This window comes from Streptomyces sp. NBC_01474, from assembly GCF_035918215.1.
Taxonomy (GTDB): Bacteria; Actinomycetota; Actinomycetes; order Streptomycetales; family Streptomycetaceae; genus Streptomyces; species Streptomyces aureus.
Map to the genome: position 1 here is coordinate 3,996,727 of NZ_CP109449.1, position 13,599 is coordinate 4,010,325.

Below are 13,599 nucleotides of genomic sequence, written 5' to 3' on the forward strand. Positions count from 1 at the left end.
GGCGACAGAGAGCCGGAGGGGCCGACCACAGCCCCTCCGGCGTCCGCACCTGCGCTGCCTACTCGACCGGCTCGACCCCGGCCCGCAGAAGTCCGTACGTGTAGGCGTCCTCCAGGGCGCCCCACGACGCGGCGATGACGTTCTCGGCGACGCCGACGGTGGACCACTCGCCCGCGCCGTCGCTCGTGGAGATCAGGACGCGGGTCGTGGAGGACGTGCCGTGCTTGCCCTCCAGGATGCGGACCTTGTAGTCGACGAGCTCCAGCTTGGCGAGCTGCGGATAGATCCGCTCCAGGCCGACGCGCAGCGCGCGGTCGAGGGCATTGACCGGGCCGTTGCCCTCGGCCGTGGCGACGATGCGCTCACCCTTGGCCCACAGCTTCACGGTCGCCTCGTTGGCGTGGCTCCCGTCGGGGCGGTCCTCGACGATGGCCCGCCACGACTCGACGCGGAAGTAGCGCCGGGCGCGGCCCTCGGCCTCCTCGCGCAGGAGGAGTTCGAAGGAGGCGTCGGCCGCCTCGTACGTGTAGCCCTTGAGCTCGCGCTCCTTGACCCGCTCGACGACGCGGCCGACGAGCTCGCGGTCGTCGGAGATGTCGACGCCGAGCTCCTTGCCCTTGAGCTCGATGGACGCGCGGCCCGCCATGTCGGACACGAGCATGCGGATGCGGTTGCCGACCAGGTCCGGGTCGATGTGCTGGTAGAGGTCCGGGTCGACCTTGATCGCCGAGGCGTGCAGACCCGCCTTGTGGGCGAACGCGGAAACACCCACGTACGGCTGATGCGTGGAGGGCGTGAGGTTGACGACCTCGGCGATGGCGTGGGAGATGCGGGTCATCTCGCGCAGGGCGCCCTCGGGGAGGACCGTCTTGCCGTACTTCAGTTCCAGGGCGGCGACGACCGGGAAGAGGTTGGAGTTGCCGACGCGCTCGCCGTAGCCGTTGGCCGTGCACTGCACATGGGTCGCGCCCGCGTCGACGGCGGCGAGGGTGTTGGCGACGGCGCAGCCGGTGTCGTCCTGGGCGTGGATGCCGAGGCGGGCCCCCGTGTCGGCGAGGACCGTGGCGGTGATCGCCTGGACCTGGGCGGGCAGCATGCCGCCGTTCGTGTCGCACAGGACGACCACGTCGGCGCCCGCCTCGTGCGCGGCCGTGACGACGGCCTTGGCGTACGTGGGGTTGGCGCGGTAGCCGTCGAAGAAGTGCTCGCAGTCGACGAAGACGCGGCGGCCCTGCTCGCGCAGGTAGGAGACGGTGTCGCGGACCATCTCCAGGTTCTCCTCGAGAGTGGTGCGCAGGGCCAGTTCGACATGGCGGTCGTGCGACTTGGCGACCAGCGTCACGACCGGGGCGCCGGACTCCACGAGCGCCTTGACCTGCGGGTCCTCGGAGGCCTTGGCGCCGGCGCGGCGGGTGGCGCCGAACGCGACGAGCTCCGCGTGCTTGAAGTCGATCTCCTGGCGGGCGCGCGCGAAGAACTCGGTGTCGCGGGGGTTGGCGCCGGGCCAGCCGCCCTCGATGAAACCCACGCCGAAGTCGTCCAGGTGCCGGGCGATGGTCAGCTTGTCCGCGACGGTCAGATTGATGCCCTCACGCTGCGCGCCGTCGCGCAGCGTGGTGTCGAAGACGTGGAAGTCGTCGTCGACGCGGGAAGCGGGGTAATGGTCGTCGGTTGCGTCCGTCATGCTGATCTGGCTCCTGTGTCGGATCTCGGTCTACCGGAATGACCGGCTCCACCGTCCCCCTATGATCCCTCGCGCTCCGGTCCTGGCTTGAGGTGGGCCAGGAAACGAAAAAACCCCTCGCGGGTGCGAGAGGTCTGCGCGCGGGTCGAGACGACGATGTCCGCCCGTACGTGGTCGTACGTGGCGGTCACTGCGGACCGGCGCGCCTGCTGCCAATAATCATGGCGAACGAGAGCACATCGGCAGTGTGCCACAGCCCGGGCGTGGCCCGGACCGTGGTCTCACGATATGGGCTCAGACCGCTTCGGCCGTGCGCCGTTCGGTCTCGGGCGCGACGACCCGGTTCAGGTCGATGTCCCTCGTCTCGCGCATCGTCAGGTAGACGATCAGCGACACGGCCGCGCACCCGGCGACGTACCAGTAGAAGCCCGATTCCACGCCCGCGTCCTTGAACCACAGGGCCACGTACTCCGCCGTGCCGCCGAAGAGCGCGTTGGCGATGGCGTACGGGAGGGCGACGCCGAGGGCGCGGATGCCGGTCGGGAACAGCTCGGCCTTCACGCACGCGTTGATCGACGTGTAGCCGGTGACGACGACGAGGGCGAGCAGGGCGAGGCCGAGGGCCGGCCAGAAGGAGCCCGCGTGCTTGAGCATCGTCATGATCGGCACGGTCAGGAAGGTGGAGCCGACCGCGAAGGTGATCAGGAGCGGGCGGCGGCCGATCCGGTCCGAGAGGCGGCCCGCGAGCGGCTGGATGCAGGCGAAGACGATCAGCGCGCAGAACGAGACGAGCGTCGCGGTCTGCTTGCTCAGGCCGGCGGAGTTCGACAGGTACTTGGTGAGGTACGTCGTGTACGTGTAGTACGCGACGGTGCCGCCCATCGTCAGGGCCATCACGAGGAACGCCTCGCGCCGGTGCGCCCACAGCGCCGTCAGGGTGCCCTTGCGGTCGGCGCCCGCGTCGTCGGCGGACTCCTCGTAGACGTCGGTCTCCAGCATGTTGCGCCGCAGATAGAAGATGATCGCGGCGCCCAGCGCGCCGATGACGAAGGGGATGCGCCAGCCCCAGCTGTGCAGCGCGTCGTCGGACAGCGTGCGCTGGAGGACGATCTGGAGGCCGAGGCCCACGATCTGACCCGCGGTCATGGAGACGTACTGGAAGCTGGACGCGAAGCCGCGGCGGCTCGGGTCTGACGCCTCGGTGAGGTAGGTGGCGCTGGCCGCGTACTCGCCGCCGACCGAGAGGCCCTGCAGGAGGCGGGCGATGAGCAGGACGACGGCGCCGCCGTACCCGGCGACCCCGTAGGTGGGCGCGATCGCGATGAGGACGGCGGACGCCGACATCAGCGTGACGGTCAGGGTGAGCGCCGCTTTACGGCCCTTGCGATCCCCCACCCTGCCCAGCAGCCAGCCGCCCACGGGCCGCATGAAGAAGCCGACGGCGAAGATGCCGGCCGTGTTCATCAGCTGTGCCGTGGGGTTCCCGTCGGGGAAGAAGACTCCCGCGAAGTACGTGGCGAAGCTCGCGTACACGAACCAGTCGAACCACTCGACCATGTTCCCGGCCGACCCGACCAGGATCTTCTTCCATTGCTCTCGTCCCATGGGCGGCCACGGTGCCGGAACGCTTCACTCCATGACAAGGGTGTAACGCACAACGATCATGCGTACTTGTGTTCTTTGTGGTCACGCCTCAAGGGCGAGCGTGGCAAAGGTGGCCAGCCAGTGGTCGGTGGTGAAGTCGCCACGCTCCACGGCGGGCAGCCCGGCCTTCAGGTGGGCGTCCGCCGCCTCCGTGAGACGCGTGCGGACCGGCCCGTCCGGGAGCGCCCCCGCGATGCCGCGCAGGGTGGCCGCCCTGCTGAGGGCGAGGCCCAGCAGGTGACCGATCTGCGGGTCGGCATGGTCGGAGACGATCGGGACCTCCAGGAGGGAGCAGGGCGCGCCGGCGCGCAGCGCGGGCAGGAACCGGTCCAGCCAGGGCTCGAACTCCGGCCCCGTCAGCACCCGCCGCATCGCGTCGGCCTCGGTGAGCGCCGGGGAGAGGAAGTCCTGCCCCGACGGCTCCCAGTGGGCGGGCGCGTCGTGATCGCCGGCGAACCAGGAGCGCAGCCGGTCCCGTACGGCCTCGACGGTGGCCGCGGGCAACCCCGCGCGCTCGCCCGCGTCCAGGACGAGGCCCAGCGCGAAGGCGCTGTTGGGGTGGTTGCCGTGGCGTACGGGATACGTGGCCTTGGGCAGCCATTCGCTCAGCAGCAGGTCGACGGCGGTGACGGCGGGGGCGAGCGCGTCCGCCCAGCGGTCGCCGTCCGGGCCGCCGAGGGCACGGCACTCGGCGGCGAGCGCGATCAGCCAGGCCCAGCCGTAGGGGCGCTCGAAGGTGGGCCGGTTCTGCAGGTAGGCGGCTTCCGTGGCGAGGTTGGCGGGGGTGAGGTGCCGGTCGAGTACGCCGGTGACCTCGGCAACCTGGGCGGGGTCGGGCAGGCGCCGCCTCAGGAGCCGGACGAGCAGCCAGTGCATGTGGACGGACGAATGCCAGTCGTAGGCACCGTAGAAGGCGGGGTGCAGGGTGCTCGGTCGGGTCTCTTCGTCGGCCGAAGCGACCAGGTGGGCGGGGAAGTTGGGGTATTCACGGGTGACGTTGCCCGTGGCGAGGCGGGCGAATTCCGCGGCCTGGATGGTCATGGGGAGAGCTCCTCGTAGGTGGGTTTCGGCTGCGGGGCGCCCCGTCGGGGGCGTGGGGAACTGCGCGCTCGGGCACGGACGACTCACGGCCGCACGCTCAGTGCGTGGCCCCCTCCGTCACCCGCAGGTCCTGTGTCGTGGCCGCCGCGGCGAGCAGCAGCGCCCGCAGACCGTGGGCCACTGTCGCGGCGGGCAGCGCGGCGGCGGTGCCGTCGGGGACTTGCTCCGGCGCCCACGGCACATGGACGAACCCGCCCCGCACACCGGGGAGTTCGGTCGCGATGAGGTGGGCGAGGCCGTACGCCACGTGGTTGCAGACGAACGTGCCCGCCGTGTTGGAGACGGCGGCGGGCACCCCGGCCTCCCTCATCGCGGCCACGCACGCCTTGATAGGCAGCGTGGAGAGGTACGCGGTGGGCCCGCCCGGGACGACCGGCTCGTCGACCGGCGCCGCGCCCGCGTTGTCGGGGATGCGGGCGTCGTCGACGTTGACCGCGACCCGCTCGACGGTGACACCCGCACGGCCGCCCGCCTGGCCGACGCACACGACCAGGTCCGGTCCGCTCTCGCGGACGGCTCGGCGCAGGGCGGCCACGGACTCACCGAAGGCGCAGGGGAGTTGAACCGCGGTGACGGTGAGGCCTGCGGGCGGCTCGGCGGCGACCAGGGAGGCCGCCTGCCAGGACGGGTTCACGCTCTCGCCGCCGAACGGCTCGAAGCCGGTGATGAGGACGCGGGTCATCTGTGTCGACCTTTCTGGGACAGCGCACGTTCCTGGACGGGAAACAGTTCCCGGACGGAGCCGGTTCCTGGGCGGGGACCAGTCCCTAGAAGGCGAACAGGGCCATGATCACGATGTTGCAGACGAGCAGCGCGAGCCCCGTCGGCAGCTGTGCCTTGATCGGGCCGTACTGGTCCTTCAGTTCGAGGAGCGACGCCGGGACGATGTTGAAGTTGGCGGCCATCGGCGTACAGAGCGTGCCGCTGAAGCCCGCCAGCATGCCGATCGCGAGGACGGCCGCCTCGTTGCCGTGCATTTGCTGGATGAGGACGGGCCAGCCGATCGCGGCCGTCATCACGGGGAACGCGGCGAAGGCATTGCCCATGATCACGGTGAACAGGAACATGCCGACGCAGTACGCGATCACGGCGAGGTACTTGGAGTTGCCGGGCAGGACGCCGTCCACCACCGTGCCGACCTGGGTGCCGACGCCTGCGACCGCGAAGATCGAGCCGAGCACCGCCAGGAGCTGCGGAAGCAGCAGGGCCGAACCCATGGCCTCCAGCATGGAGCGGCCCGAGTGGATCGGAACGGAGATCCTCTTCTCGCCGGTGACGAACATGCCGACCGCGAGCGCGACGATGCAGCCGAGACCCAGGCCGATGAGGGTGGCCTTCCCCGTCTCGAACAGGCCGGACTCGTCGAGGAAGGACGCGCAGACGATGGCGACGAGCGGGATCGTCAGGGCGGGGATGAAGAGCTTGCTGCCGAGCCGGGCCGCGGAGGCCTGGCGCTGCTCGTCGGTGGTGGTGACCGGGACACCCTTGCCGATGAAGTTGAATCCGGCCAGCACGATGAGGGCGAGGACGGCGACGCCGAGGGGTTCGGCGGGCAGGGTCCAGCTCGCCGAGCCCGGCGCCGCCGCGTTCAGTTCGGCGTTCACGACGCCGGTGCCGTAGGGGAAGGTGAGCCCGAGCAGTCCCCAGAACGCGGCGGACGTCCACCGCTTGGGGTTGGTGCGGTCGGCCGCCATCTGCACGGCCATGACGACGAAGATGAGTCCGATGAGCCAGTAGAGCCACTCGACCTTGATCACTTGCCGGCCTCCTCGGACCCGTTGCGCGTGCGGGACGCCGTGGCCTGGTGCGGCAGCGGCAGATCGTTCTCGGCGGCGTGGAGGGCCATCTCGCGCTCCAGTTTCCGGTCCAGGAGCAGGAGCCTGGCGCCGTGGATGATCAGGGCGCAGACCGCGAGCGGGATGGCCCACAGCGCCAGCTCGGTGGGTTCGAGCTGCTGGTGGTACGTCGAGTTCACGAACCCGGTGATCAGCAGGATCGAGCCGATCGCGATGAAGCAGTCCTCGCCGAAGAAGACACCGACGGTGTCGGACGAGGCGGCGTACGAGCGGACCTTCTCGCGCAGCCGGTCGGGGAGCGGGCCGCCGGTGGTGCGTTCGGCGGCGGCCTCGGCCATGGGCGCGACGAGCGGGCGCACGGTCTGCGCGGGGCCGCCGATGCTGTTGAGCCCGAAGGCCGCGGTGACCTGGCGGATCAGCAGGTACACGGCGAGAAAGCGGCCGGCGCTGAGCTTGCCGAGGCGGCCGATGAGGGTGCGGGCCTGCTCGCGCAGGCCGTATCGCTCGAGCAGCCCGATCACCGGCAGGACGATGGCGAAGACGGTGACCGAGCGGCTGTCGGCGAAGGACTTGCCGAACGCCGCGAGGACTTCCTGCGGGTCGAGTTTGCCGAGCAGTCCGGTGACGATTCCGGCGACACCGACCACTAGGACGGGGTTGCGGCGCGTGACAAATCCGAGGATCACCACGAGCACACCGAGAAGAACGATCATGCGGCGGCCTTCTTCAGAGCATGAGGGGGCACGGACCGGATCAGGTGCGTCCGGTTCCACGGGGGGTCCACGGACCGTAAGGGATTGTTCAACGATCGAACAAGGGGTCTGAGATGTCCGTGACCAAATCAACCTCTTGTCGAATCGTTCAACAATCCCCTACGTTACGAACGTGATCCAGGACCTCATCGACCTCAACGCCGACCTCGGCGAAGGCTTCAGCCGCTGGACCCTCACCGACGACGAGGCCCTGCTCTCCGTGGTGACCAGCGCCAACGTCGCCTGTGGATTCCACGCGGGCGACCCCTCGGTGATGCGCCGCGTCTGCGACCTCGCGGCCGCGCGCGGCGTACGCATCGGGGCACAGGTGTCGTACCGCGACCTGGCCGGCTTCGGGCGGCGGGCGATGGATGTGCCCGCGGACGAGCTGGCGGCCGAAGTGGCCTACCAGATCGGCGCGCTGAGGGTGTTCGCCGAGGCGGCCGGGGCCGAGGTGGCGTATGTGAAGCCGCACGGCGCGCTCTACAACCGGACCGTCCATGACGCGGAGCAGGCGGGCGCCGTGGTGGCGGGGGTCCGGCTCGCGGGCGGTTCGCTGCCCATGCTCGGACTGCCCGGCTCCCGGCTGCTCGCCGCCGCGGCGGACGCCGGTCTCACGCCGGTGCCGGAGGCCTTCGCCGACCGCGCCTACACCCCCCGGGGCACGCTGGTACCCCGGAGCGAGCCGGACGCCGTGGTCTGCGACGAGGACGCGGTGGTGCGCCGCTCCGTGGCGTTCGCCGTCGAGCGCGCCGTGGACACGGTGGACGGTACGCGCGTCACGGTCGCCGCCCGCTCCCTGTGCCTGCACGGCGACACCCCGGGCGCGGCCCGGCTCGCGGTCCGGGTGCGCCACGCGCTCGAGGAGGCCGGCGTCAAGGTCGGGGCGTTCGCATGACGGCCTCGTCGCCCTCGATGGTGGTGCGGCCCGCCGGGCGGCACGCGCTGCTCGTGGAGCTGCCGGACGCCGGCCGCGCCGGTGCGCTCCACGCCGAGTTGCTCCGTCGCCGCGCCGCCGGGACCCTGCCGCCCGTCGCCGAGATCGTGCCCGGCGCGTGCACGGTCCTGCTCGACGGGGTGGGCGACCCCGAGCTCCTGGCCCGTCGACTCATGTCCTGGGACATCCCGTTGCACGCTCCCGAGGAGGGGGCCGTCGTCGAGATCCCGGTGGTCTACGACGGCCCGGACCTCGCCGGGGTGGCGGCCCGCTGGGGCGTCCCCGAGGACGAGGTCGCCGCCCGCCACTCCGCCCACACGTACCGCGTCGCGTTCTGCGGCTTCGCCCCCGGCTTCGGCTATCTCACGGGCCTGCCCGCCGAGCTGCACCTACCGCGCCACGCGACCCCGCGCACCCGTGTCCCCGCCGGCGCGCTCGCCCTCGCGGGCCCCTACACCGCCGTGTACCCGCGCGCGACCCCCGGCGGCTGGCAGCTGATCGGCACCATGCCGGACCCGGCGCCGCTGTGGGACCCGTCCCGGGAGGCGGCGGCGCTCCTGACGCCGGGCACCCAGGTGCGGTTCGTCGCCGATGGAGGCCGCGCATGACCGCCAAGATCACCCTGGTACGGGCCGGAGCCCTCACCACGATCCAGGACGCGGGCCGAACCGGCCACGCCCACCTGGGAGTTCCCCGCTCCGGCGCCCTCGACGCACCCGCGATGCGGCTCGCCAACCGGCTGCTCGGCAACGCCGGGGACGCCGCCGTCCTGGAGACCACGCTCACCGGGTGCGCGCTGCGGCCCGACCGGCCGGTCACCGTCGTCGTCGGCGGCGCGCCCTGCGCGGTGACCCTGGACGCCAGGCCCGTCGCATGGGGTGCCCCGGTGCGGGTGCCCGCGGGTGCGGTCCTCGACGCGGGGCCGGCGGTCCACGGCGTGCGCTCCTACGTGGCCGTGGCCGGCGGGATCGCCGTCGAGGCCGTGCTCGGCAGCCGCTCGACGGACCTCCTGTCGGGCCTCGGTCCCGCTCCCCTGCGCGACGGCGAGGTGCTGCCCGTCGGCGAGGCGGCGCCCTGCCCACCGATGCCGCCCGCAGCGCCCTGGCCGGCCCCGCCCTGCGAACTGACCCTGCCCGTGCGGCTCGGCCCCCGCGCCGACTGGTTCACCCCCGAGGCGCTGCACACGTTCACGACCGCCACGTATCGCGTGTCCGCGCACAGCAACCGCATCGGCCTGCGCACCGAAGGCCCTTGCCTGACAAGGGAGTTGTCGGGCGAGTTGCCCAGCGAGGGCATGGTGCTCGGCGCGGTGCAGGTGCCGCCCGACGGCCGCCCGGTGGTCTTCCTGCACGACCACCCGACGACCGGCGGCTACCCGGTGATCGCCGTGGTCGCGGAGGCCGCCCTTGCCGGGGCGGCCCAGGCTGCCCCGGGGACACTCGTCCGCTTCACACTGCGGCAGGGGCTCTCCTGCGGACCGGACCGGACAAGGAACCACAAGCGCCCGGTCTGACCCCGACCCCCGGTCAGGAGTCCGCGGGGGCCAGCGCCTCGTCCAGGAACTCCCGTACGTGGGACAGGATCTGGGCCCGGTCCGTGCCGCGCAGGCCGATCGCGACATGGATGGAGAAGCCGTCGAGCAGCGCCCGCAGCCGGGACGCGAACCGGTCGGGGTCGAGCGGCGGGAGCTCGCCGCGCGAGGTGCCCTCGGCGAGCAGCGCGACGAGGTCCCGGTGCCAGGCCAGCTCGATCGCGGCCTGCCGCTCGCGCGCGTCGCCGTCGGCCTCGGCGTTCTGCGAGCGGTTCCAGACCTCCAGCCACAGCGTCCAGTGCGGGTCGCCCTGGGCGTCGGGGACATACAGGTCGACGTACGCGTCGAGACGCTCGCGGACGGTGCCGCCGCCGGAGAGCAACCGGGCCCGCTCCGCGCCCAGGCGGCCCTCGCTCCACTCCAGGGTCCGCAGGAGCAGCTCGTCCTTCGAACCGAAGTAGTAGAGGAGGTGGCCGCTGCTCATGCCGACCTCGCGGCCGAGCGCGGCCATGGTGAGCTTCTCCAGGCCGCGCTCGGCGATCATCTCCATGGCCGCGGCGAGGACCTCTTCGCGCGGAGGGGCGTTCTTCCGGCGGACCTGGGCCACGGGGACTCCTGCGGGTCTTTCAGTGTGCGGGCGTGATCTCGGGTTGCTGCTGGGTGATGCAGTGGATGCCACCACCCCCGGCGAAGATCGTACGGGCGTCCACGAGCCGGACGGTCCTGCCCGGGAAAAGCCGGCGGAAGATCCCGGCCGCGACCTCGTCGTTCGGGTCGTCGAAGGAGCACAGGACGACGCCGTCGTTGCACAGGTAGTGGTTGATGTACGAGTAGTCGACCCACCCCTCGTCGTCCTTGAGGACGGTCGGCGCGGGGACCTCGACGACCTCCAGGGGCCGGCCCTTGGCGTCCGTCTCGCCCTTGAGCTGGGCGACGATCCGCTTGCTCAGCTCGTGGTCGGGGTGGGCGGGGTCCTGCTGCGAGTGGACCAGGACGACGCCGGGCGCGGCGAACGCGGCGACGATGTCGACGTGACCGCGGGTGCCGTAGACGCCGTAGTCGCCGGCGAGGCCGCGCGGCAGCCAGATCGCCTTGGTGGTGCCGATCCTGGCGTGGATCTCCTGCTCGACCTCGGCCTTGGTGCGGCCCGGGTTGCGGTCGGGGTCGAGCTGCACGGTCTCGGTGAGGAGCACGGTGCCCTCGCCGTCGACGTGGATGCCGCCGCCCTCGTTGACGAGGGAGGAGGAGTGGACGGGGACGCCGGCGAGGTCCGCGATGTGACGGGCTATCTTCGCGTCGTGCTCCCAGACGGCCCAGTCCTGGGCGCCCCAGCCGTTGAACGTCCAGTCCACGGCGGCGAGTTGGCCGTCTCCGACGACGAACGTGGGGCCGATGTCGCGCATCCACGCGTCGTCGAGGTCACGCTCGACGAGGTCGATGTCGTCGCCGAGGAGCGCGCGGGCCGAGTCGCTCTGGCCCGGGGCGACGATCACGGTCACCGGCTCGAAGCGGCGCACGGCGCGGGCGACGGACGCCCAGGCCTCGCGCGCCTCGGCCAGCTCCTCGTCGTTGGTGAAGGTCGGGTTGGGGCTCGGCCAGGCCATCCAGGTGCGCTCGTGCGGGGCCCACTCGGGGGGCATGTGGAAGCTGCTCATGAGCGGGTCCTCACAGGAAGTAGAGACGGTTCAGGGAGACGGAGTCGGCCGGTTCCGAGCGGACCGGGTCGCCGTCGAGCGTGACGAGTCCGGTGGCCTGGTCGACGTCGATGGAGCCGGTGCGCGAGTTGAGGCGCAGGTCGGCGGGGCCGATGCCGCGGGTGCCGCGGACGGCGACGCGGCGGCGGCGGGTGGGCATCTTGTCGTTGCCCTGGTCGAGGGCGGCCTGGGCGACGAAGGCGACGGAGATGTCCGCCGCGGTCGCGCCGTGCGCCCCGAACTGCGGCCCCAGGACGAGGGGTTCGCAGGTGTCGGTGGCCGCGTTCGGGTCGCCGACGACGCCGTACGCGGGGAAGCCGGACTTCAGGACGAGCTGCGGCTTCGCACCGAAGAACTCGGGGCGCCACAGCACGATGTCCGCGAGCTTGCCGGCCTCGATGGAGCCGACCTCGTGGGAGAGGCCGTGCGCGATGGCGGGGTTGATGGTGAGCTTGGCCATGTAGCGCAGGACGCGGGCGTTGTCGTCGCCCTCACCGTCGCCCTCCATCGGGCCCAGCTCGGCCTTCATCTTCCCGGCCATGGCGAACGTGCGGCGCACGGTCTCACCGGCGCGCCCCATGCCCTGCGCGTCCGACGACGTGATGCCGATGGCGCCCAGGTCGTGCAGGACGTCCTCGGCGCCCATCGTCCCGGCGCGGATCCGGTCGCGGGCCATGGCGGCGTCGCCCGGCAGGTCGGTCTTCAGGTCGTGGACCGAGACGATCATGCCGTAGTGCTCGGCGACGGCGTCGCGGCCGAAGGGCAGCGTGGGGTTGGTGGACGACCCGATGACGTTCGGGACGCCCGCCATCTTCAGCACGTTCGGTACGTGCCCGCCGCCGCAGCCCTCGATGTGGAAGGCGTGGATGGTGCGGCCTTCGAGGACCCTGAGGGTGTCCTCGACGGACAGGCACTCGTTCAGGCCGTCGCTGTGCAGGGCCACCTGGACGTCGTGCTCCTCGGCGACGCGCAGCGCGGTGTCGAGGGCGCGGGTGTGGGCGCCCATGTCCTCGTGGACCTTGAAGCCGGACGCGCCGCCCTCGGCGAGCGCCTCGATCAGCGGGGCGTCGTGCGAGGACGAACCGCGGCCGAGGAAGCCGATGTTGACGGGCCAGGCGTCGAAGGCGTTGAAGGCGTGGCGCAGCGCCCAGGGCGAGTTGACGCCCACGCCCCACACGGGCCCGAACTCCTGGCCGATGATCGTGGTCACGCCGGAGGCGAGCGAGGCCTCCATGATGCGCGGCGACAGCAGGTGTACGTGGGTGTCGACGGCGCCCGCGGTGGCGATGAGGCCCTCACCGGACACGATGGACGTGCCGGTGCCGACGACGACGTCGACCCCGTCGAGGGTGTCCGGGTTGCCGGCACGCCCTATGGCGTGGATCCGCCCCTCGCAGATGCCGATGGAGACCTTCCTGATCCCCTGCACGGCGTCGATCACGAGGACGTTGCTGATCACGACGTCGCAGGTCTCGCGGACGGCGGCGGCCTTGAGGTGCAGTCCGTCGCGGGCCGTCTTGCCGAACCCGGCGAGGAACTCGTCGCCGTACGCCTGCGCGTCGGACTCGACGCGGACGGTCAGGCCCGAGTCGCCGAGGCGGACGCGGTCGCCGGCGCGCGGGCCGTGCGTGGCGGCGTACGCGTGCGGGTCGATGTGCCGGCTGCCCGGCGCGCAGTGGTCGCTGTGCTTGGTGGGCCTGCTCATGCGCCCGTTCCCTTCACTCCGAGATATCCGCAGGCGGCTGCCCTGCGCAGGGCCTCCTCCTTGGCGCCCGGCGCGTCCAGTGGGCCGTCGACGAGCCCGGCGAAGCCGATCGCGACGCGCGCGCCGCCGATGGGCACGAGGCCCACTTCGGCGCTCTCCCCCGGCCCGAACCGCACCGACGACCCGGCGGGGACGGCGAGCCGCATGCCGTACGCGGCCGCGCGGTCGAAGTCGAGCCGCGGGTTGGCCTCGAAGAAGTGGAAGTGGGAGGTGACGGAGACGGGGACGCTCGACGTGTTGGTCGCCGTGAGCGTCACCGTGGCCGGCGGGTCGCTGTGCTCGGGGCCCGGGAGCAGCGCGCCCGGTGCCTCGTCGCCCAGCGACGAGCCGATCGGGTCGCTGACCACGGCGAGCCGCGACCCGTCGTCGAAGACGGCCTCGACGTGCACCTCCGTCACGACGTCGGAGACGCCGGGGAGCACATCGTCGGGGCCGAGGACGGAGCGCGCCGCCTCGATGGCCTCGGCGAGCCGCCGGCCGTCCCTGGCCGCCTCGCACACCGTGTCCGCGATCAGGGCCGTCGCTTCGGGGACATTGAGCCGCAGGCCCCGGGCCTTCCGGGCCCTGGCCAGCTCGGCGGCCCCGAACAGCAGCAGCCGATCACGTTCCGTGGGGGTCAGACGCACGCCACCACACCTCCCGTACAGGTTTAGAACTTCACTCTAACCATACGATTCACAACTCGGAAACATTGA

Annotated in this window: 13 protein-coding genes; 3 read left to right on the top strand and 10 right to left on the bottom strand. The window is 71.8% G+C overall.

Annotated elements, in window-relative coordinates:
- Positions 1-58: 58 nt before the first annotated feature.
- The 6 genes from cimA to OG758_RS18340 all read right to left on the bottom strand — a co-directional run bounded on the left by cimA (position 59) and on the right by OG758_RS18340 (position 6,938).
- Positions 59-1,684: a citramalate synthase gene (gene cimA / locus OG758_RS18315; protein ID WP_326710995.1), complete on the bottom strand. Its 1,626-nt coding sequence runs from the start codon at positions 1,682-1,684 to the stop codon at positions 59-61.
- Between the two features lie 294 nt (positions 1,685-1,978).
- Positions 1,979-3,289, bottom strand: coding sequence for an MFS transporter (locus tag OG758_RS18320; RefSeq protein WP_326710996.1), 1,311 nt, complete (start codon positions 3,287-3,289; stop codon positions 1,979-1,981).
- Positions 3,290-3,370: 81 nt separating this feature from the next.
- Complete coding sequence (locus OG758_RS18325; protein WP_326710997.1) at positions 3,371-4,369, bottom strand: DUF2891 domain-containing protein; 999 nt, start codon at positions 4,367-4,369, stop codon at positions 3,371-3,373.
- Positions 4,370-4,466: 97 nt separating this feature from the next.
- A complete protein-coding gene (gene pcp / locus OG758_RS18330) occupies positions 4,467-5,111 on the bottom strand; it encodes a pyroglutamyl-peptidase I (RefSeq protein WP_326710998.1) in 645 nt (214 codons plus the stop codon).
- A gap of 85 nt (positions 5,112-5,196) precedes the next feature.
- The gene (locus OG758_RS18335; protein WP_326710999.1) at positions 5,197-6,186 is read right to left on the bottom strand and encodes a DUF979 domain-containing protein; all 990 of its coding nucleotides are present in this window, start codon (positions 6,184-6,186) and stop codon (positions 5,197-5,199) included.
- Positions 6,183-6,938, bottom strand: coding sequence for a DUF969 domain-containing protein (locus OG758_RS18340; protein ID WP_326711000.1), 756 nt, complete (start codon positions 6,936-6,938; stop codon positions 6,183-6,185). The genes OG758_RS18335 and OG758_RS18340 overlap by 4 nt, the downstream gene beginning before the upstream one ends.
- Positions 6,939-7,113: 175 nt before the next feature.
- Between OG758_RS18340 and OG758_RS18345 the strand changes: the two genes are divergently transcribed.
- From OG758_RS18345 to OG758_RS18355, 3 genes are read left to right on the top strand one after another with little or no spacing between them, the layout of a single operon-like run.
- Positions 7,114-7,875: a LamB/YcsF family protein gene (locus tag OG758_RS18345; RefSeq protein ID WP_372563682.1), complete on the top strand. Its 762-nt coding sequence runs from the start codon at positions 7,114-7,116 to the stop codon at positions 7,873-7,875.
- Positions 7,872-8,522, top strand: a complete 651-nt coding sequence (locus OG758_RS18350; RefSeq protein ID WP_326711002.1) for a 5-oxoprolinase subunit B family protein — start codon at positions 7,872-7,874, stop codon at positions 8,520-8,522. The genes OG758_RS18345 and OG758_RS18350 overlap by 4 nt, the downstream gene beginning before the upstream one ends.
- Positions 8,519-9,427 carry a biotin-dependent carboxyltransferase family protein gene (locus OG758_RS18355; RefSeq protein WP_326711003.1) on the top strand — a complete coding sequence of 303 codons (909 nt, stop codon included), beginning with the start codon at positions 8,519-8,521 and terminating at the stop codon, positions 9,425-9,427. The genes OG758_RS18350 and OG758_RS18355 overlap by 4 nt, the downstream gene beginning before the upstream one ends.
- A gap of 13 nt (positions 9,428-9,440) precedes the next feature.
- Here the strand turns inward: OG758_RS18355 and OG758_RS18360 are convergent, their stop codons facing one another.
- The 4 genes from OG758_RS18360 to ureA form a co-directional block, all read right to left on the bottom strand.
- On the bottom strand, positions 9,441-9,995 hold the full coding sequence (locus tag OG758_RS18360) for a TetR/AcrR family transcriptional regulator (RefSeq protein ID WP_326715954.1): 555 nt from the start codon (positions 9,993-9,995) through the stop codon (positions 9,441-9,443).
- A gap of 76 nt (positions 9,996-10,071) precedes the next feature.
- Positions 10,072-11,100: an agmatine deiminase family protein gene (locus OG758_RS18365; RefSeq protein WP_326711004.1), complete on the bottom strand. Its 1,029-nt coding sequence runs from the start codon at positions 11,098-11,100 to the stop codon at positions 10,072-10,074.
- 10 nt (positions 11,101-11,110) lie between these two features.
- Positions 11,111-12,844, bottom strand: a complete 1,734-nt coding sequence (locus tag OG758_RS18370; protein ID WP_326711005.1) for an urease subunit alpha — start codon at positions 12,842-12,844, stop codon at positions 11,111-11,113.
- Positions 12,841-13,530 carry an urease subunit gamma gene (gene ureA / locus OG758_RS18375; protein ID WP_326711006.1) on the bottom strand — a complete coding sequence of 230 codons (690 nt, stop codon included), beginning with the start codon at positions 13,528-13,530 and terminating at the stop codon, positions 12,841-12,843. The genes OG758_RS18370 and ureA overlap by 4 nt, the downstream gene beginning before the upstream one ends.
- Positions 13,531-13,599 lie beyond the last annotated feature (69 nt).

Coding starts and splice junctions, on each gene's coding strand:
- cimA (WP_326710995.1), bottom strand. CDS start 1,684: ATGACGGACGCAACCGACGACCATTACCCCGCTTCCCGCGTCGACGAC.
- OG758_RS18320 (WP_326710996.1), bottom strand. CDS start 3,289: ATGGGACGAGAGCAATGGAAGAAGATCCTGGTCGGGTCGGCCGGGAAC.
- OG758_RS18325 (WP_326710997.1), bottom strand. CDS start 4,369: ATGACCATCCAGGCCGCGGAATTCGCCCGCCTCGCCACGGGCAACGTC.
- pcp (WP_326710998.1), bottom strand. CDS start 5,111: ATGACCCGCGTCCTCATCACCGGCTTCGAGCCGTTCGGCGGCGAGAGC.
- OG758_RS18340 (WP_326711000.1), bottom strand. CDS start 6,938: ATGATCGTTCTTCTCGGTGTGCTCGTGGTGATCCTCGGATTTGTCACG.
- OG758_RS18350 (WP_326711002.1), top strand. CDS start 7,872: ATGACGGCCTCGTCGCCCTCGATGGTGGTGCGGCCCGCCGGGCGGCAC.
- OG758_RS18355 (WP_326711003.1), top strand. CDS start 8,519: ATGACCGCCAAGATCACCCTGGTACGGGCCGGAGCCCTCACCACGATC.
- OG758_RS18360 (WP_326715954.1), bottom strand. CDS start 9,995: ATGGAGATGATCGCCGAGCGCGGCCTGGAGAAGCTCACCATGGCCGCG.
- OG758_RS18365 (WP_326711004.1), bottom strand. CDS start 11,100: ATGAGCAGCTTCCACATGCCCCCCGAGTGGGCCCCGCACGAGCGCACC.
- OG758_RS18370 (WP_326711005.1), bottom strand. CDS start 12,844: ATGAGCAGGCCCACCAAGCACAGCGACCACTGCGCGCCGGGCAGCCGG.